Origin of the sequence: Paraburkholderia sp. (assembly GCF_034668105.1) — a bacterium.
Lineage (GTDB): Bacteria > Pseudomonadota > Gammaproteobacteria > Burkholderiales > Burkholderiaceae > Paraburkholderia.
On sequence record NZ_JAXDPY010000424.1, the window covers coordinates 1 to 18,002 of the forward strand.

Below are 18,002 nucleotides of genomic sequence, written 5' to 3' on the forward strand. Positions count from 1 at the left end.
CATCGAGATGAACACTCGCATCCAGGTCGAGCACCCGGTCACCGAGATGATCACCGGGATCGACATCGTGCAGGAACAGATCCGCATCGCCTGCGGCGAGCGCCTGCGCTTCAAGCAGCGCGACATCATGCTGTCGGGCCACGCGATCGAGTGCCGCATCAATGCCGAGGATCCGTTCAAGTTCACCCCGTCGCCGGGCCGCATCACCGGCTGGCACCCGCCGGGCGGCCCCGGCATCCGCGTCGATTCGCATGCCTACAATGGCTATTTCGTGCCGCCGAACTATGATTCGATGATCGGCAAGCTGATCGCTTACGGCGCGACGCGCGAGCAGGCGATCAAGCGGATGCGCATCGCGTTGTCGGAAATGGTGGTGGAAGGCATTCAGACCAACATCCCGCTGCACCGCGAGCTGATGCTGGACGCGAAATTCGTCGAAGGCGGCACCAGCATTCACTACCTCGAAAACCGCCTGGCCGCGAAGCAGCAGGCCGCACCGGAAGAAGCGTAACTCATGAGCTACCGGGAACTGATCGCCGAGCTGGCACGCGAGCATGCGGAGGAATTCTCCGACGCGTTGCTCGAGTTGGGCGCGCTGTCCGTATCGGTTGAAGATGCGGACGCCGACACGCCCGACGAGCAGCCACTGTTCGGCGAGCCCGGTCTCACGCCGGATCGCGCCGCGTGGCAGCGTTCAAGGGTGATCGCGCTGCTCGCGCCGGAACAGGAGCCGGCGGTGCTGCTCACGGCCGCGGCCAATGAGATTGGGCTGGAAACCGCGCCCTCGTTTACCCTGCGTGAAGTCGAGGAGCAGGACTGGGTGCGTCTCACGCAATCGCAGTTCGATCCGATTCCGATCGGCGAGCGCATCTGGGTCGTGCCCTCGTGGCACGACGCACCGGACCCTGACGCACTCGTGCTGGAACTCGATCCTGGCCTCGCATTCGGAACCGGCAGCCATCCCACCACGCGTCTGTGCATGGAATGGCTGGAGCAATCAGTGAAGCCGGAGCAATCCGTGCTCGACTACGGCTGCGGCTCGGGCATCCTCGCGATCCTCGCGAAGAAGTGCGGCGCCAATCCGGTCTACGGCATCGACATCGACCCTCAAGCGGTCGAATCGGCGCGTCACAACAGCGAGCGCAACCGGGCAGAAGTTACCTACGGCTTGCCTGACGAATGCCCCACCGGCGAGTTCGATATCGTAGTCGCCAATATCCTGTCCAATCCGCTCAAGCTGATGGCCTCGATGCTGTCGTCGAAGGTCAAGCCGGGCGGCCGTATCGCGCTGTCCGGCATTCTGGCGCGGCAAGCGGACGAAGTGGCGCAGGTCTACGCACGGTGGATCGACATCGGCGTATGGCGCGAACACGAAGGTTGGGTATGTCTAACGGGAACGCGCCGCGAAAGCCATTAGAATAAGGCGTATTGTCCAACCAACAGCCTTTCGGCTTACCGGCTCAATATGCTCCTGGCGACGCGTTGCCCCTTCTGCGATACCGTCTTCCGCCTGCAACCGGCGCAGCTCGCGCTGCGCCGCGGCCTCGTGCGCTGCGGGCATTGCCATGAAGTATTCGACGCATCGAGCAGCCTGTTCGAACTGAACGAGAACGGTGACTTCTCGTCCGCCAAGCCGGTTGCCGCGGCCGCGGCAATCGAGGCGTTGTCCGGCGTACGCCCCAAGGGCCCCGATTTCAGCGCCGAAGCATGGGACCCGTGGGCCCCCGCGCCCGACGCCACGATCGACAACCGCCTGCTTCACAACGCCAGCAATCTGACGCTCACGCCGGTTTCCACCGGTGCGGGCGTCGCCGTCACGCCGCGCCACGCCACCGAGCCGGAACTGCCGGCGAGCGCCTTCACCACCCCGACTCCTTCCGACCACGAGCCCATCCTCGCGGACGCGCCGCTCGACCCCTTCGCCTATGAAGTCGATGCGCCGCCTGACATCCCGAGGGAGCCTTTCGCTTATCAGCCCGAGCCGCCCGCGGAACAATCGCCGCGGGTTTGGCACAAGACCGAGCGCCCGTCTGAACATATTGCGGATGCTGACGAGCCGGTCTTGAAGGAGTCGGCGACTTTGCATGGCATTCCTGACAATGAACCGCATTTTGGCGCGGCCGGCTCAGGCGCGGCCGGCTCAGGCGCGGCCAGCGCGGGTGGCCTGGGCGGCGGCTCAGGCACAGCAGGCCCAGGCACAACCGGATTGGGATCGAGCGGCGAACCCTTCGCGGTTCAACCGGTGCACGAAGGCGTCGATCCCTTCCCGGTCGTGCGTGAAACGCGCCCCGCCGAACCGCGCCGCGTCGGCTGGATCATCTTCGGCGCGGTGATCGCCGTGCTGCTGGTGATCGCCCTGCTCGCGCAACTCGCCTGGTGGCAACGCGAAACGGTGCAGGTCTACTTCCCCCGTTCGCAGACGCTCTATGCAAAAGTGTGCGCGCAGCTGGGCTGCCAGATCACGCCGCCGCACGACATCGACGGTTTGCAGGTCGAACCGTCCGATCTGCGGCAGATCGACGGCCCGCATAAGCTCGAACTGAAGATGCCGCTGCGCAATCGCTTCAATGTGGCGCTGGCCTATCCGGCCATCGAACTTACGCTGCTCGACGACCAGAACAATGTGGCCGTACGCCGCGTGCTGTGGCCGCAAGACTACGTCCCACCCGGCACGCCGATCGCGGCCGGCCTGGCGGCGCACACGACCCAGATCATGATCGTCCACCTCGACACGGGCAATGCGGTCGCTTCCAATTTCCGCGTACAGATTTTTTATCCGTAACGCTTCCTCGCGCGCCCGGTACTGACCGGGCGTATTCACCGTCATTACTGACCTATTTTCGGAGCACAACAACATGAGTCAAGTCACGCTGGGTGGCAACCCGATCGAAGTAGCCGGCACCTTCCCGTCGGTGGGCCAGAACGCGCCCGCGTTCTCGCTGGTCGGCAAGGATCTGAAGACGTTGTCGCTCGCCGATTTCGCCGGCAAGCGCAAGGTGCTGAACATCGTCCCGAGCCTCGACACGCCGACCTGCGCGACGTCGACCCGCAAGTTCAACGAAGCCGCAGCCAAGCTGAGCAACACAGCCGTGATCGTCGTGTCGGGCGACCTGCCGTTTGCCGCATCGCGCTTCTGCACGACCGAAGGCATCGAGAACGTCGTGACGGCCTCCACCTTCCGCGGCCATGAGTTCGCGCAAGCCTATGGCGTCGACGTGACGAGCGGCCCGCTGACGGGTCTGACGGCACGCGCCGTGGTGGTGCTCGACGAGAACGACAAGGTCGTGCACGCTGAACTGGTCGGCGAAATCAAGAACGAGCCGAACTACGACGCCGCACTGGCCGCACTGAAGTAAACCGCATCGAAATAAGCTTTCGCGCACGAACCCCGGCGCCGCGCTTGATGCGCGGCGCTGTCACATCGTCGCGCCCGTTCTCTCTATTTTTACAGGAAGGCTCGCCTTGGCTACGCTGATTTGCGGTTCGCTCGCCTACGACAACATCATGACCTTCGAAGGCCGCTTTCGGGATCACATCCTGCCGGAGCAGGTCCACATCCTGAACGTGAGCTTTCTCGTGCCGACGATGCGCCGCGAGTTCGGCGGCTGCGCGGGCAACATCGCTTACTCGCTGCATCTACTGGGCGGCGATGCACGCATCATGGGGACGCTCGGGGAGACCGATGCGCAGCTCTACATGGAACGGTTTGCACAGCTCGGGCTGTCGACGGAAAACGTGCTGGTGGTGCCAGGCACTTACTCGGCGCAGGCGATGATCACCACCGACCTGGAAAACAATCAGATCACCGCGTTCCACCCCGGTGCGATGATGCAGTCGCATCTGAATCGCGCCGATCAGGCGAAGGGCATCACGCTCGGCCTCGTCGGGCCTGACGGCTACGACGGCATGATCCAGCATTCGGAGCATCTGGCGGCCGCCGGCGTGCCGTTTATCTTCGATCCGGGCCAGGGTTTGCCGCTGTTCGACGGTGATTCGCTGCGACGCATGATTGAACTTGCTACTTACGTAGCTGTCAACGATTACGAAGCCAAACTTGTGAGCAACAAGACAGGTTGGTCGATCGAAGAGATCGCCGGCAAGGTCGGCGCGCTGATCATCACGCTCGGCGAACAGGGCGCGCAGATTCATCACGCGGGCGGCATCGAAGCGATTCCCGCGGTCAAGGCACAGCAAGTGCTGGATCCTACTGGCTGCGGCGACGCATTCCGCGGCGGCTTGCTGTACGGCATCGAGAACAAGCTTGGCTGGGCGACCACCGGGCGTCTGGCGAGCCTGATGGGTGCGCTGAAGATCGAACACCAGGGCCCGCAAAACTATGCGCCCAGCCGGGCGGAGATCAACGAACGGTTCAAGCAGGCGTTTGGATACGACCTGCAGTAATACCGCAAGCTATTGGAGTTAGGGAATGAGAATAACGAGTCGCCTGGTGGTGGCCGCCATGATTGCCGGTTCACTGGCCATGTCGGGCTGCGCGTACAACAGCAGCTCTGCCGACGTCTACACGGCGTCGCAAGCGCAGCGCGAAGAGACGGTTCGCATGGGCACAGTCGACAGCGTTCGGGCCGTGAAGATCAGTTCGAACAACGGCCAGCCGAGCGGCCTCGGCGCGATCGGCGGCGGCGCGTTGGGCGCCGTGGCCGGTAGTGCGATCGGCGGCGGCCGCGGCTCGATCGTGACGGGCATCATCGGCGGCCTGGCTGGCGCGGTGGCAGGCAATGCGGTCGAGAACGGCGTGGCCGTGCACGACGGTCTCGAGATCACCGTGCGGCTCGACAACGGCGACATGCGCGCGATCACGCAAAGCGCCACCGGCGAAATCTTCCGCGCCGGCGAACGCGTCCGTTTGCTCTCCAGCGGCGGCGTCACGCGCGTCACGCACTAAGTTTCCCCTCTCGCGCGGTTGGCGCTTCACGCGCTGCCGCGACGACCTCACACGCATGCGCTCTGTGCATGCGTTTTTTTTCGCCTGCGGGTTTTGGCGTCGTTCGTTGGGCAGGCGTTTGCGTGAGTGAGCGTGTGAACCGCAAAAAAAATCCCGTCGCCAGAAACCCGGCAACGGGACCCTGACCGAGTAGCGCTCGGTCATGCATAAGCGCTACTCGATCATCGACACACGGTACGACGTGTCGAAATACTTCTACAGCTTACCTGCCAGTTACGGACGGCTGCCCGTCGGGAACGGCCATGCCGCTGCCGGGTTCAGCGCGGTCTTCACCGTCGCCGCCGGTGCGCTCGAGACAGAAGTCGCAGCGGGTGCAGGAGCCGCCTTTTTGGCGACAGCCTTCTTCGCAGGGGCAGCCTTCTTGGCAGGAGCAGCGGCCTTCTTCGCGGCAGCCTTCTTGGCAGGCGCAGCCTTTTTAGCAGCAGCCTTTTTCGCAGGCGCGGCCTTCTTGGCAGCAGCCTTCTTAGCCGGCGCCTTCTTTGCCGCGGTCTTCTTTGCCGGTGCTGCCTTCTTCGCTACAACCTTCTTCGCTACAACCTTCTTCGCCGCAACCTTCTTCACCGCAGCCTTCTTGGCCGGCGCTGCCTTCTTTGCAGCAACCTTCTTCACTGCGACTTTCTTGGCTGCAACCTTCTTCGCCGGAGCAGCTTTCTTCGCTGCAACCTTCTTAGCCGGTGCTGCCTTCTTCGCTGCAACCTTCTTCACTGCGACTTTCTTTGCAGCGACTTTTTTCGCCGGGGCGGCCTTCTTTGCCGGAGCAGCCTTCTTGGCTGCGGGTTTCTTAGCTGCGGCTTTTTTTGCAGTTGCCATCATTTTCTCCTTCAGGTTTTCAGATGAGAGTCAGTTCAAACACCACCCTTCGTCAAAACCCGCTTCCCGCGGACGCTTCTCAGGGCGCGCGCTACGAAGCGGGCTATTCATCGGCGTACGCAGGTGCCGCGCGCTTACGCTAATGAATGCGGTAAGGCGCGCCGTGCCCTTGGGCACCGCGCGCCAGATCTGGTCGGCGCTGGATCTCAACGCCGGCAATTGCTTGATCGGGCCGCCGACGCTAACGCCAGCGGCTTTTTCCGGGGGGAAGTTTGCCCATCCCACTGAAGGGTTCGCAAAGTGCCAGTCGTGTTTGTGGGCCGCGAAGGCACGCGGCGCACTGGGCACAATTTGCATCAGGCGGTTCTGCTCCTAACTATATTGCCGCGGCCGAAGCCTGCCGGCATCCCCAAAATGAATGCATCTGCGACACGAACCCGGATCACTCCCAGGTCAGCGCGCCGCCAGTCTGATATTCGATCACTCGCGTCTCGAAGAAGTTGCGTTCCTTCTTCAGGTCGATCATCTCGCTCATCCATGGGAACGGGTTTTCCTCGTTCGGGTACAGCGGATCGAGACCGATCTGCTGGCAACGGCGGTTGCAGATGAAGCGCAGATAGCTCTTGAACATCGACGCATTGAGGCCGAGCACCCCGCGCGGCATCGTATCTTCTGCGTAACGATATTCAAGTTCGACCGCTTGCTGGAAGATCTCGCGGATTTCCGCGCGGAACTCAGCCGTCCAGAGCTGCGGGTTTTCGAGTTTGATCTGGTTGATCAGGTCGATACCGAAATTGCAGTGCATCGACTCGTCGCGCAGGATGTATTGGTACTGTTCCGCCGCGCCGGTCATCTTGTTCTGGCGCCCCAGCGCCAGGATTTGCGTAAAGCCGACGTAGAAGAACAGGCCTTCCATCACACAGGCGAACACGATCAGCGAACGCAGCAGGGTTTGGTCTGCTTCGAGCGTGCCGGTCTTGAAGGCCGGGTCGGTCAGCGTATGGATGAACGGAATCAGGAATTCGTCTTTCGCGCGGATCGAGGAAACCTCGTGATACGCGTTGAAGATTTCACCTTCGTCGAGGCCCAGCGATTCGACGATGTACTGGTAAGCGTGCGTGTGGATCGCCTCTTCGAACGCCTGGCGCAGCAGGAACTGGCGGCATTCGGGCGCCGTGATGTGGCGGTAGGTGCCCAGCACGATGTTGTTGGCGGCCAGCGAATCAGCCGTCACGAAGAAGCCCAGGTTGCGCTTGACGATGCGGCGCTCGTCTTCAGTCAGACCGTTCGGGTCTTTCCAGAGGGCGATGTCGCGCGACATGTTCACTTCTTGCGGCATCCAGTGGTTGGCGCAGCCCGCCAGATACTTTTCCCAAGCCCACTTGTATTTGAACGGCACCAACTGATTGACGTCGGTCTGGCCGTTGATGATGCGCTTGTCGGCGACATTGACTCGCGCTTCGGAGGCGGCAGCCGTTCCGGTAGCAGCGTGGGTCACATGAGCGACGGGAGCGACAGCGATGTCGTTCGCGAAGATGTCTTGAGCAGAGGGAGCGTGGGGAGCGGAACGCGTTCCGACTTGCGAACCGACAGCCGATCCCGCAGCGTTGCGCAACACATTCTGTTGCGTAGCGCTCGAGGGAGTTACGGCAGTGATCTCGTCATCCCAGTTGAGCATAAATGTCACCATCAATTTAGAACGGTTTGTACCATCTTTTCACGAGCGATAAAAGAGTTCGCTGATGAAAAATCCTGTTTTCGATTCGCGTTGCTACGTTCATACAACACTTTGTTCAACAGACTGTGTGTGTCGCCTCTTATGAAGCGTGTTGAACGTGTGTTGTCGAGGTGCTTCGCGAGCTCGATGAGCAACGTGTCGAGCGACGTTTCGCTGCTCTATCCATCTGTATTGCGGAGCGTGCTTGCGGCGTCTTGCGATTGCTTCGTGCGTGCTTCCCGCTAACTTTCTGCTGTCTCGCCGACGCGCTGTTTGCCTGACGCTTGCTGCTGCGCGCCTGCTTCACATTCGTGTCGCGTTTGCTTGTTCGTCAGTGCTGGCAAGGTGAAGTTCAATGCGCTCTCGAGCGATGCATCTGGCCGGCTGTGTCGATCGACCATCGACCGGGCGTTTGCTGAGCGCTTCATGTCGAGCGCTTCGTCTATGATGCCGGCTGCCGACTGCTTCATCTACCACGTGCCTGGCGCTTATCTGCCGCGTCAAAACTTCAGTTGCTTGCCATGCTTTGCTGCTGGTCGATGAGCGGCGCAACTTCGATTTCGTTGCGCCGCGCCGCTCATCGCCTTCACTTCACTGCACTTCTGCATCACTTCTGTCGGGCTGGCTGATCGCTGCATGCGGGTCTTTACCTACAACCCGTTCAGCAAGTAGCGATCCTGGCGCCTGCTTCGTGCCCGCCCCTCGCTTGTTGCGAGGGTACCGAGGCGCTTACTGGCACGCCTCGCACTCGTCGAAACCAGGATCGCCCGGACGCATCATGCACACCGGACCATCCGCTTCCGGCGCTGCTTCGACTGCGATTGCCGGCGCGGCCGCCGCGACCTGGATGCCGCCCGAAGCCGCACCGCCGCTCACGCCGAAGCCGCCAGCCGCGCCACCGCCGACACCACCCGCGCCGCCCGAACCTTCGCCGCCACCCGAGCTCACCGCGTTCAGCGCGCCGTGCGCAACCGTCGACTTCTCGACGTGCGTCGCCGCCATGGTGCGGAGGTAGTAGGTCGTCTTCAGACCGCGCACCCATGCAAGCTTGTAGATCTCGTCGAGCTTCTTACCCGACGCGCCGCCCATGTAGATGTTCAGCGACTGCGCCTGGTCGATCCACTTCTGACGACGCGAAGCCGCCTCGACCAGCCACACCGGATCGAGTTCGAACGCGGTCGCGTAGATCGCGCGCAGGTCGGCCGGGATGCGGTCGATGCGCGAGAGCGTGCCGTCGAAGTACTTCAGGTCGGCGACCATCACTTCGTCCCACAGACCGCGTTCCTTCAGGTCGCGCACCAGGTAGTCGTTGACCACCGTGAATTCGCCCGACAGATTCGACTTCACATAGAGGTTCTGGAACGTCGGTTCGATGCAAGCCGACACGCCGATGATGTTCGAGATCGTCGCGGTCGGTGCGATCGCGACGCAGTTCGAGTTGCGCATGCCGTAGGTGGCGATGCGCGAACGCAGTTCGGTCCAGTCCATCGATTCGCTCGAATCGACTTCGACATAGCCGCCGCGCGCTTCAGCCAGCAACTTCACCGAGTCTTGCGGCAGAATGCCGCGATCCCACAGCGAGCCGCGGTAGCTGGAGTAACGGCCGCGCTCTTGAGCCAGTTCTGTGGAGGCGTAATAAGCGTAGTAGCAAACCGCTTCCATCGACGTATCGGCGAACGCGACCGCCTCCTGCGACGCGTACGGCGTGCGCAGCAGGTGCAGGCAGTCCTGGAAGCCCATGATGCCCATGCCGACCGGACGGTGCTTCAGGTTCGAGTTACGTGCCTTGGCGACCGCGTAGTAGTTGATGTCGATCACGTTGTCGAGCATGCGCATGGCCACGCTGACGGTGCGCTTCAACTTGTCGTGGTCGAGCGCCAGCGTGCCGTCGGCTTGTTCCTTCAAGTGAGCGACGAGGTTCACCGAACCCAGGTTGCAGACGGCGATTTCGGCGTCGCTGGTGTTCAGCGTGATTTCCGTGCACAGGTTCGACGAGTGGACGACACCCACGTGCTGTTGCGGCGAGCGCACATTGCACGGATCCTTGAACGTGATCCACGGGTGGCCGGTTTCGAACAGCATGCCCAGCATCTTGCGCCACAGTTGCGCCGCCGGAATCTTCTTGAACAGCTTGATCTCGCCGCGCGCGACCTTGTCTTCGTAAGCCGTGTAAGCCGCTTCAAACTCGGCGCCGAACTTGTCGTGCAGGTCCGGGCAGGTGGACGGCGAGAACAGCGTCCATTCGCCGCCTTCGTGCACGCGCTTCATGAACAGGTCGGGAATCCAGTTCGCCGTGTTCATGTCGTGCGTACGACGACGGTCGTCGCCGGTGTTCTTGCGCAGCTCGAGGAATTCCTCGATGTCCAGGTGCCACGTTTCCAGGTACGCGCACACCGCGCCCTTGCGCTTGCCGCCCTGGTTGACGGCCACCGCCGTGTCGTTGACCACCTTCAGGAACGGCACCACGCCTTGCGACTTGCCGTTGGTGCCCTTGATGTGCGAACCCAGCGCACGCACGCGCGTCCAGTCGTTGCCCAGACCGCCGGCGAACTTCGACAGCAGCGCGTTTTCCTTCAGCGCTTCGTAGATGCCGTCGAGGTCGTCGTCGACCGTGGTCAGATAGCACGACGACAGTTGCGAGCGGCGCGTGCCCGAGTTGAACAAAGTGGGCGTGGACGACATGAAGTCGAAGCTCGACAGCACGTTGTAAAACTCGATCGCGCGCGCTTCACGGTCGATCTCGTTCAGCGACAGACCCATTGCCACACGCATAAAGAATGCCTGCGGCATTTCGATGCGCACGCCGTCGTGATGCAGGAAGTAACGGTCGTACAGCGTTTGCAGACCGAGGTAGCCGAATTGCAGGTCGCGATTGTTGTCGAGTGCGGCGCCGAGGCGCTTCAGGTCGAACTGCAGCAGCTTGTCGTCGAGCAGCTCGGCTTGCACGCCGCGCTTGATGAATTGCGGGAAGTATTCGGCGTAACGCTCGCCCATTTCCGTTTGCGTGACTTCCTCTTCGAGGATCTCGCGACGGATCGTGTGCAGCAGGATGCGTGCGGTGACCTGGCTGTATGCCGGGTCCTTTTCGATCATCGTGCGGGCAGCCAGGATCGCCGAGTCGTAGACCTGGCTCATCGGCACGCCGTCGTACAGATTCTTTACCGTTTCCGCGATGATTGGATCGGCGCTCACGGCGTCGCCGAGGTTCGAGCAAGCCAGTTCGATGATGCCGCGCAGCGCTGCCATGTCGAGCGGACGCGTCACGCCGTTGTCGGTGACGTTCAGACCCGGCGTGTTGGCGACGATCTGGTCGTCATGACCGCGCGCCTGGGTGCGCTTCTCGCGATACAGCACGTAAGCACGCGCGACGTTGTGCTCGCCGCCGCGCATCAGCGCGAGTTCGACCTGATCCTGAATGTCTTCGATATGGAACGTGCCGCCGTTCGGGCGGCTGCGCACGAGCGCGCGCACCACGTTCTGCGTGAGTTGCTCGACCAGCTCGCGCACCCGCGCCGACGCCGCGCCTTGACCACCGTTGACGGCCAGAAATGCCTTCGTCACGGCGATGGCGATTTTCGACGGTTCGAACGACACCACACTGCCATTACGACGGATCACCTTGTAGTCGGCGTAGGTCACTTGCGGCGCGAGCGCCTGGGCGCCTTGTGCCTGGCCGAAGGCCTGGCCAGTCGGTGAGCCCTCATACCGGGTCGTCACGTTGTCGGTGGTTTGCATGTGCAAAGCTCCTGGTCCTGGAAATGTTGCGGGAAGATCCGCGGATTAAAACGAACGCTGCGCCGCCGCGTGCGCAAGCGATGGGGTGCAGGAAAAAGGCCGGCTGAGCCGGGTGGCGGGATGCGACAGCGATGAAGCCTGGTTCGAATTGGTAACGGTCTTCATCACGAGTGTCGCGATCACTTGCTGTGCCCTTTTCCTGAATGTTTCTGGATGCCGCCGGAGGTCTCTGCCGGCCGCGCCGCAGGAATTTTTTCGCTGCCTGGAATGCTTGCGGCGCCCTGCTCGGAGAGCGGGCGCCGCATAACTTATGCACTCAGTTATGCACAGAGTTATACACACCAAACACAAGATATAGTGCGAAACCGAATTTCTGGCACCAAGTATAGTGGAGTTTCAAGACAGGTCAAATCGATTTATTTGCTTTCAAAGGCTTGACTTTGCTTGGCGAGACGCGAAGCCGACTCCCCGGAGAACGAGGCAGCGCCTTGCTCTCCTCGCATCACGCGAAGTCGCGCGAAGGGTCGTTACGGCGTTTTGGAAAACTTGAGATAGGGGAAGTACTGATCCGCCAACGCGGTGTCGCGCTGCAGACGCTGCCACTCGAAATGAGGCCCTGGATCGGTCTTGCGCCCGGGGGCGATGTCGGAGTGACCGGCGAGCCCTTCGACCGGATAGCGGGCCTTGAGCGCCGTTACAAGCGCACCGAGCGTGCGGTATTGCGCCGCCTCGAAAGCAGTCGTGTCACTGCCTTCCAGCTCGATACCGATCGAGAAATCATTGCAGCGCTCGCGGCCGAAAAAGTTCGACGGCCCGGCGTGCCATGCGCGCTCGTTGCAGGAGACGAATTGCTCGAGCGCACCGTCGCGCTGAATCACGAAATGCGCCGACACGCGCACGCCGCGCAGATGCGTGTCGTAGTACGGGTGGGCGTCGCAGTCGAGCGTGTTCAGGAATAGTTCGGCGATCGCCGTGCCGCCGAACTCGTTGGGCGGCAGGCTGATGTTGTGCACGACGATCAGCGTCGGCACGGCCCCTGCGGGCCGCGCTTCGAAATTCGGCGACGGCAGTTTGCGTGCGGCGCTGACCCAACCGTCGGCATCGACGGTGAACGCGACGCTCATCGGGCGTCGCGGCCGGTGGGATGCGCGCCGTGACGCTGCGCGTGCGCGGCGCTGCAGAACGGCTGCCCGGCTACCACCACGGAGTCGCTCTTCGGTGCGTGCACGCCGCACTCGGCACAACGGATCATCGGCTCGGCGTGCTGCGGTTGCGCTTGTGGCGCATGGGGCCCACGCGCGGCGCCTTGCGGGCCTTTCGCACGACCGGCGCCGGCGGAGCCATTCGCGTCAGCGCCGGTGCGTTGCGACGCTTGCGCGTCATGACGACGCAGCGCCTTGACCAGCCATTGGCCGACGATGAACAGCAGGATCAGCAGAAATATTTGTCGCATGACAGGGCACTCACACTACAGCACGGTGCAACAGCACCTCGAATACAAAACGGCTGCCGACGTACGCCAGCAGCAGCGCGACGAACGACGCCAGCACCCAGCGCAATGCCGCACGGCCGCGCCAGCCGGAAACCTTGCGCGCGGTCAGCAGCGCGCCGAACATCACCCACGAAAGAATCGCAAAGACCGTCTTGTGATCGAGCCGCAATGCCCGGTCGACCAGTTGCTCGCTAAAGATGATGCCCGAAAGCAGCGTCAGCGTGAGCAGCACGAAGCCGGCGCCGATCAGACGGAACAGCAGCTTTTCCAGAGTCAGCAGGGGCGGCAAGGTATCGAGCCAGCTCGACAGCCAGCCGTTGCCCGCCGCGGCCGCATTGCGTTGCGACACTCCGCCGCGCATTGCATGCAGACGCCGCTCGACCAGCAGCATCAGAACGGCGTGCAGCGCCGCGATTGCGAACAAACCGTATGCGATATTGGCAATCAGGAAGTGCAGCTTGAACATCGGCGCGGCGGAATACGGCAGCACGCGCACGCCATTGAATGCCAGCGGCAATAACGAAGCGACGCAGGCGAGCGGCAGCACCAGCAGGCGCAAGCCGTCGAGCGGAAAGAAAAAGCTCTCGATCCAGTAGATGCCGGCGCCGAGCCAGAACATCGCGGACAACGCGAACGCGAAGCCGAACACCATCGCGTTCTGCGGAAAGATGGTGGTATGCAGCAGCACGCCATGCGCGAGCAGCGCGACAAACAGCAACGCGCGACCCGACGCGCCCATGCCGGAGGCGGCCGATGGCGCCGGGACGCCCGCGGCAACAGGCACCGGCGGCACGCTTTCGAGCATGGGGCGCAGGGCGGCTTGCCGGTGTGAGCGCCATCCGGCCACGGCGAGACCGCCGTAGAGGAGCGCAGTGAGGGCATACAGTACAATATCCATATTCGAAGTTTACACTAGGCCCCTGCTCCGCGACGTCTTCCACTTCGCGCCCTGCTCCGGCCGCACTGTTCATCGCTCCCCATGCTCGACAATCTGACTCAACGGATGGCGCGCGTCGTCAAGACGCTGCGCGGCGAAGCCCGGCTCACCGAGGCGAACACCCAGGAAATGCTGCGCGAAGTGCGCCTTGCGCTGCTCGAGGCGGACGTGGCGCTGCCCGTCGTGCGCGAGTTCATCGCCAAGGTGAAGGAAAAGGCGCTCGGCGAGGAAGTCATCAGCAGCCTGTCGCCGGGTCAGGCGCTGGTCGGCGTGGTGCAGCGCGAGCTGACCGCGATCATCGGCGGCGACTATGAGGGCAAGGCGGTCGAACTGAATCTCGCCGTCACGCCGCCGGCCGTCATCCTGATGGCGGGTCTGCAAGGCGCCGGCAAGACCACCACGGTCGGCAAGCTCGCCAAGCTTCTGCGCGAAAAGTACAAGAAGAAGGTCCTCACCGTTTCGTGCGACGTCTACCGTCCGGCTGCTATCGCGCAGTTGAAGACGGTGACCGAGCAGGTGGGCGCGGACTTCTTCCCGTCGGAACCGGATCAGAAGCCGGTGGATATCGCGCGTGCCGCGGTGGATTGGGCGAGGCGCCATTACCACGACGTGCTGCTGGTCGACACGGCCGGCCGCCTCGGTATCGACGAAGCGATGATGCAGGAAATCGCCGCGTTGCACAGCGAACTGAAGCCGGCGGAAACGCTGTTCGTCGTCGACGCGATGCTGGGTCAGGACGCGGTCAACACCGCGAAGGCCTTTAGCGACGCTTTGCCGCTTACCGGCGTGGTCCTCACCAAGCTCGACGGCGACTCGCGCGGTGGCGCGGCGCTCTCGGTGCGTCACGTAACAGGTAAGCCGATCAAGTTCGTCGGTGTCGCCGAAAAGCTCGACGGCCTCGAAATTTTCTATCCGGATCGCATGGCGAACCGGATTCTCGGCATGGGCGACATTCTCGCCCTCGTCGAAGAAGCGCAGCGCGGCGTAGACGTCCAGGCCGCGCAGAAGCTCGCCGACAAGGTCAAGAAAGGCGGCGACTTCGACCTCAACGATTTCCGCGCGCAGCTTACGCAAATGAAGAGCATGGGCGGCCTATCGTCGCTGATGGACAAGCTGCCCGCGCAGTTCCAGCAGGCCGCGGCCGGCGCCAATATGGGCATGGCCGAATCGCAGATGCGCCGCATGGAAGGCATCATCAACTCCATGACGCCGCTGGAGCGCGCCAAGCCCGAGCTGATCAAGGCCACCCGCAAGCGCCGCATCGCCGCGGGCGCGGGTGTGCAGGTGCAGGAAGTCAACCGCATGCTGAATCAATACGACCAGATGCGCACCATGATGAAAAAGCTGAAGGGCGGCAACCTGCAAAAGATGATGCGCGGCATGAAGGGCATGATGCCCGGCATGCGCTAAGCTTTAGCAAGACGGCGGCGCGCGTGCTTGCCAGCAGTGCAGGAATAACGGCACGCGCGGCTGAATCCGGATTGGTGCGGGTTTATTCTGTACCTCACGCCGCCGTTCTCACCCACACTATGTATACAGTTACCGCCCGTCAGACGTCATGAACCGCGAAGAAGCTCTCCACATTTTTAGCCACTCCGAAGAAATCGTTTCGGCCGACGACGTCAACGCGTCGATCAGCGGCATGGCTGCCGCCATCCGCAACGAGATGAGTGAGGACTTTCCGCTCGTGCTGTCGGTAATGGGCGGCGCGGCGGTGTTCACCGGCATGCTGCTGCCGCACCTCGATTTTCCGCTCGAGTTCGACTACATCCACCTGACCCGCTACCGCAACACCACCAAGGGCGGCAATGAGATGCAGTGGCGCGTGGCGCCGGCTGAGTCGGTGAAGGATCGCGTCGTGCTGGTGCTCGACGACATCCTCGACGAAGGCGAGACGATGGCCGCGATCCGCGACCGCATCCTCGCAATGGGTGCGAAGCGCTTCCTGAGCGCGGTGCTGTGCGAGAAGATCATTCCGAAGGCGAAGCCACTGCATCCGGATTATTGTGGTTTTGAAGTGCCGGACCGCTATGTGTTCGGTTGCGGGATGGACGCCAAGGGTTACTGGCGCAATCTGCCGACCATTCGGGCGTTGACCGAAGGGGCTTGAGCAGGGTATTTGAGCGGTGCGGTTTGCAGCACGCACCGGCGTAAAAAAAGCGGCTCGCGAGCCGCTTTTTTGTTTGTCGGGCTGGTTTGCTTGCCGCACGCCTGAGCTACCGTGTGGAACGCTGCACCAAGGCTCACTCAAAGTTGATGCACAAAAGAACGAATACCGCCAAGCATCATTTCGACCGAGATCGCCACCAGCACCAGGCCCATCAGCCGTTCGAAGGCCATCATCGCGCGCTCGCCGAGCCACGCCTGAATGCGCTCCGCCAGCATCAGCACGATCGCGCAGACGATCATCGTAACGGTCAGCGCACCGATCCACTCCAACATCTTGCCGGGTGCCTGCGACGTCAACAACATGACCGTAGCCAGCGCCGACGGGCCCGCGAGCGCCGGAATGGCGAGCGGCACGATCAGCGGCTCACCGCCCCGCGTGTCGCCGCCGAGCGGACCGTCCGGATGGGGGAACACCATCCGCAACGCGATCAGAAACAGCACAATCCCGCCGCCGATGCGCAACGACTGGTCGGTCAGACTCATCATGCGCAGAAAGCCGTCGCCGACCACCATGAAGATCAGCAGGATCGCGAACGCGATCGCCACCTCGCGGAGTATGACGATCGTGCGCCGCTTCGGCGAAACACCCCGCAGGCAACTGATAAAGAGCGGAATGTTGCCGAGGGGATCGGTAATCAGAATCAGCAGGACGGTCGCAGATACGAAGGTGTACTCCACCGTCCGCTCCGCTTATTGCACCAAGGCGGCGCGAACTTTGCCGATTACCGTTTGTGCGGCGTCATCGACCGGCAGCAGCGTGGCTTCGACATCGCGACGGCCTTGATACTCGAGCTTGCCGTCTTTCAGGCCACGGTCGCCGATCACCAGACGATGCGGCACACCGATCAGCTCCCAGTCGGCGAACATCACGCCCGGACGTTCGCCGCGATCGTCGAGGATCACGTCGACGCCCGCTTCGAGCAACTGCGCGTACAGCTTGTCGGCCTGCTCGCGCACGGCTTCGCTGCGGTCGTAACCCATCGGGCACAGCACGACTTCGAACGGCGCGATCGATTCCGGCCAGATGATGCCCTTCTCGTCGAAATTCTGTTCGATCGCCGCGCCCAGAATCCGCGTGACCCCAATGCCGTAGCAGCCCATTTCCATCTGCCGCGGCTTGCCGGTTTCGTCGAGACAGGTGGCGTTCATCGCTTCCGAATACTTCGTGCCGAGCTGGAACACGTGGCCGACTTCGATGCCACGGCAGATGTCGATCACGCCCTTGCCGTCCGGCGACGGATCGCCCTTCTGCACATTGCGGATATCCGCGACGACCGGCTCCGGCAGATCGCGGCCCCAGTTCACACCGGTGATGTGGTAGTCCACCTCATTCGCGCCGACCACGAAGTCGCTCATGTTCGCGACCGTGCTATCCGCGACGACCTTGACCGGCTTCTTCGTATTGATCGGGCCGAGGTAACCCGGCGGCGTGCCGAAGGTCTCGATGATTTCGGCTTCGGTGGCCATGCGGAAGTCGGCCAAACCCGGCAGCTTGGCTGCCTTGATCTCGTTCAGATCGTGGTCGCCGCGCAGCATCAGCAACCAGATGGTCGGCGCGGCGCCTTCGTTTTCCGTGGCGAGCACGATCGACTTGATCGTGCGCTCGAGCGGAATGTTCAGCAGTTCAGCCACGGCCTCGCACTTCGCCTTGCCCGGCGTGGCGGTTTTCTTCATTTCTTCGGTCGGCGCCGCGCGTTCCGCGTAAAGCGGCAGCGCTTCAGCCGCTTCGACGTTCGCCGCGAAATCCGAGGTCGGGCAATAGGCGATCGCGTCTTCACCAGTCTCGGCGATCACGTGGAACTCATGCGAACCGCTGCCGCCGATCGAACCGTTGTCCGCCGCCACCGCACGGAAATCCAGACCAAGGCGCGTGAAGATCCGCACGTACGCGTCATACATCTTGCGATACGACTCGCGCAGACCTTCGACGTCTTTGTCGAACGAGTACGCGTCTTTCATGATGAACTCACGGCCGCGCATCACGCCGAAACGCGGACGGATTTCGTCGCGGAACTTCGTCTGGATCTGGTAGAAGTTCACCGGCAACTGGCGATAGCTCTTGATCTGGCCGCGTGCGATGTCCGTGACCACTTCTTCGTGGGTCGGTCCGAACACGAAATCGGATTGCTTGCGGTCCTTGAAGCGCAACAGCTCGGGACCGTACTTTTCCCAGCGGCCC

At 62.4% G+C, this 18,002-nt stretch carries 16 protein-coding genes and 1 pseudogene; 8 read left to right on the top strand and 9 right to left on the bottom strand.

Annotation, left to right across the window (positions count from 1 at the left end; genetic code table 11):
- The 6 genes and pseudogenes from QOC89_RS19030 to QOC89_RS19055 all read left to right on the top strand — a co-directional run.
- Nucleotides 1-511 (top strand): annotated as a pseudogene (locus tag QOC89_RS19030) (acetyl-CoA carboxylase biotin carboxylase subunit); the annotation flags it as partial.
- Between the two features lie 3 nt (nucleotides 512-514).
- The gene (gene prmA / locus QOC89_RS19035; protein WP_323046446.1) at nucleotides 515-1,417 is read left to right on the top strand and encodes a 50S ribosomal protein L11 methyltransferase; all 903 of its coding nucleotides are present in this window, start codon (nucleotides 515-517) and stop codon (nucleotides 1,415-1,417) included.
- A gap of 48 nt (nucleotides 1,418-1,465) precedes the next feature.
- Entirely contained in the window at nucleotides 1,466-2,782 is a 1,317-nt protein-coding gene (locus QOC89_RS19040; protein WP_323046447.1) for a DUF3426 domain-containing protein, read from the top strand.
- Between the two features lie 73 nt (nucleotides 2,783-2,855).
- Nucleotides 2,856-3,356, top strand: a complete 501-nt coding sequence (gene tpx, locus QOC89_RS19045; protein WP_323046448.1) for a thiol peroxidase — start codon at nucleotides 2,856-2,858, stop codon at nucleotides 3,354-3,356.
- Nucleotides 3,357-3,462: 106 nt separating this feature from the next.
- Nucleotides 3,463-4,401, top strand: a complete 939-nt coding sequence (locus tag QOC89_RS19050) for a carbohydrate kinase family protein (RefSeq protein WP_323046449.1) — start codon at nucleotides 3,463-3,465, stop codon at nucleotides 4,399-4,401.
- Nucleotides 4,402-4,426: 25 nt separating this feature from the next.
- Nucleotides 4,427-4,903 carry a glycine zipper 2TM domain-containing protein gene (locus QOC89_RS19055; protein WP_323046450.1) on the top strand — a complete coding sequence of 159 codons (477 nt, stop codon included), beginning with the start codon at nucleotides 4,427-4,429 and terminating at the stop codon, nucleotides 4,901-4,903.
- 273 nt (nucleotides 4,904-5,176) lie between these two features.
- Here the strand turns inward: QOC89_RS19055 and QOC89_RS19060 are convergent, their stop codons facing one another.
- The 7 genes from QOC89_RS19060 to QOC89_RS19090 all read right to left on the bottom strand — a co-directional run bounded on the left by QOC89_RS19060 (nucleotide 5,177) and on the right by QOC89_RS19090 (nucleotide 13,615).
- Nucleotides 5,177-5,773 (bottom strand): histone H1-like DNA-binding protein, encoded by a 597-nt coding sequence (locus tag QOC89_RS19060; RefSeq protein ID WP_323046451.1) that lies wholly within the window; start codon nucleotides 5,771-5,773, stop codon nucleotides 5,177-5,179.
- Between the two features lie 30 nt (nucleotides 5,774-5,803).
- Nucleotides 5,804-6,130, bottom strand: a complete 327-nt coding sequence (locus QOC89_RS19065; protein ID WP_323046452.1) for a hypothetical protein — start codon at nucleotides 6,128-6,130, stop codon at nucleotides 5,804-5,806.
- Between the two features lie 85 nt (nucleotides 6,131-6,215).
- Complete coding sequence (locus QOC89_RS19070; protein ID WP_054040807.1) at nucleotides 6,216-7,451, bottom strand: ribonucleotide-diphosphate reductase subunit beta; 1,236 nt, start codon at nucleotides 7,449-7,451, stop codon at nucleotides 6,216-6,218.
- Between the two features lie 768 nt (nucleotides 7,452-8,219).
- Complete coding sequence (locus QOC89_RS19075; protein ID WP_323046453.1) at nucleotides 8,220-11,225, bottom strand: ribonucleoside-diphosphate reductase subunit alpha; 3,006 nt, start codon at nucleotides 11,223-11,225, stop codon at nucleotides 8,220-8,222.
- A gap of 527 nt (nucleotides 11,226-11,752) precedes the next feature.
- Complete coding sequence (gene ampD / locus QOC89_RS19080) at nucleotides 11,753-12,349, bottom strand: 1,6-anhydro-N-acetylmuramyl-L-alanine amidase AmpD (protein ID WP_323046454.1); 597 nt, start codon at nucleotides 12,347-12,349, stop codon at nucleotides 11,753-11,755.
- Nucleotides 12,346-12,678 (bottom strand): PP0621 family protein, encoded by a 333-nt coding sequence (locus QOC89_RS19085; protein ID WP_323046455.1) that lies wholly within the window; start codon nucleotides 12,676-12,678, stop codon nucleotides 12,346-12,348. The genes ampD and QOC89_RS19085 overlap by 4 nt, the downstream gene beginning before the upstream one ends.
- A 10-nt stretch (nucleotides 12,679-12,688) precedes the next feature.
- On the bottom strand, nucleotides 12,689-13,615 hold the full coding sequence (locus QOC89_RS19090) for a cytochrome C assembly family protein (protein ID WP_323046456.1): 927 nt from the start codon (nucleotides 13,613-13,615) through the stop codon (nucleotides 12,689-12,691).
- Between the two features lie 81 nt (nucleotides 13,616-13,696).
- On the opposite strand from QOC89_RS19090, the gene ffh reads away from it, so the two are divergent.
- Together ffh and QOC89_RS19100 are read left to right on the top strand one after the other, a co-directional pair.
- Nucleotides 13,697-15,064: a signal recognition particle protein gene (gene ffh / locus QOC89_RS19095; RefSeq protein WP_179734481.1), complete on the top strand. Its 1,368-nt coding sequence runs from the start codon at nucleotides 13,697-13,699 to the stop codon at nucleotides 15,062-15,064.
- Between the two features lie 148 nt (nucleotides 15,065-15,212).
- On the top strand, nucleotides 15,213-15,764 hold the full coding sequence (locus tag QOC89_RS19100) for a hypoxanthine-guanine phosphoribosyltransferase (RefSeq protein ID WP_323046457.1): 552 nt from the start codon (nucleotides 15,213-15,215) through the stop codon (nucleotides 15,762-15,764).
- Nucleotides 15,765-15,901: 137 nt separating this feature from the next.
- On the opposite strand, the gene QOC89_RS19105 is transcribed toward QOC89_RS19100, so the two are convergent.
- Nucleotides 15,902-16,501 (bottom strand): MarC family protein, encoded by a 600-nt coding sequence (locus QOC89_RS19105; RefSeq protein WP_323046458.1) that lies wholly within the window; start codon nucleotides 16,499-16,501, stop codon nucleotides 15,902-15,904.
- A gap of 12 nt (nucleotides 16,502-16,513) precedes the next feature.
- A partial coding sequence (locus QOC89_RS19110) for a proline--tRNA ligase (protein WP_323046459.1) occupies nucleotides 16,514-18,002 on the bottom strand: 1,489 nt, incomplete at its 5' end.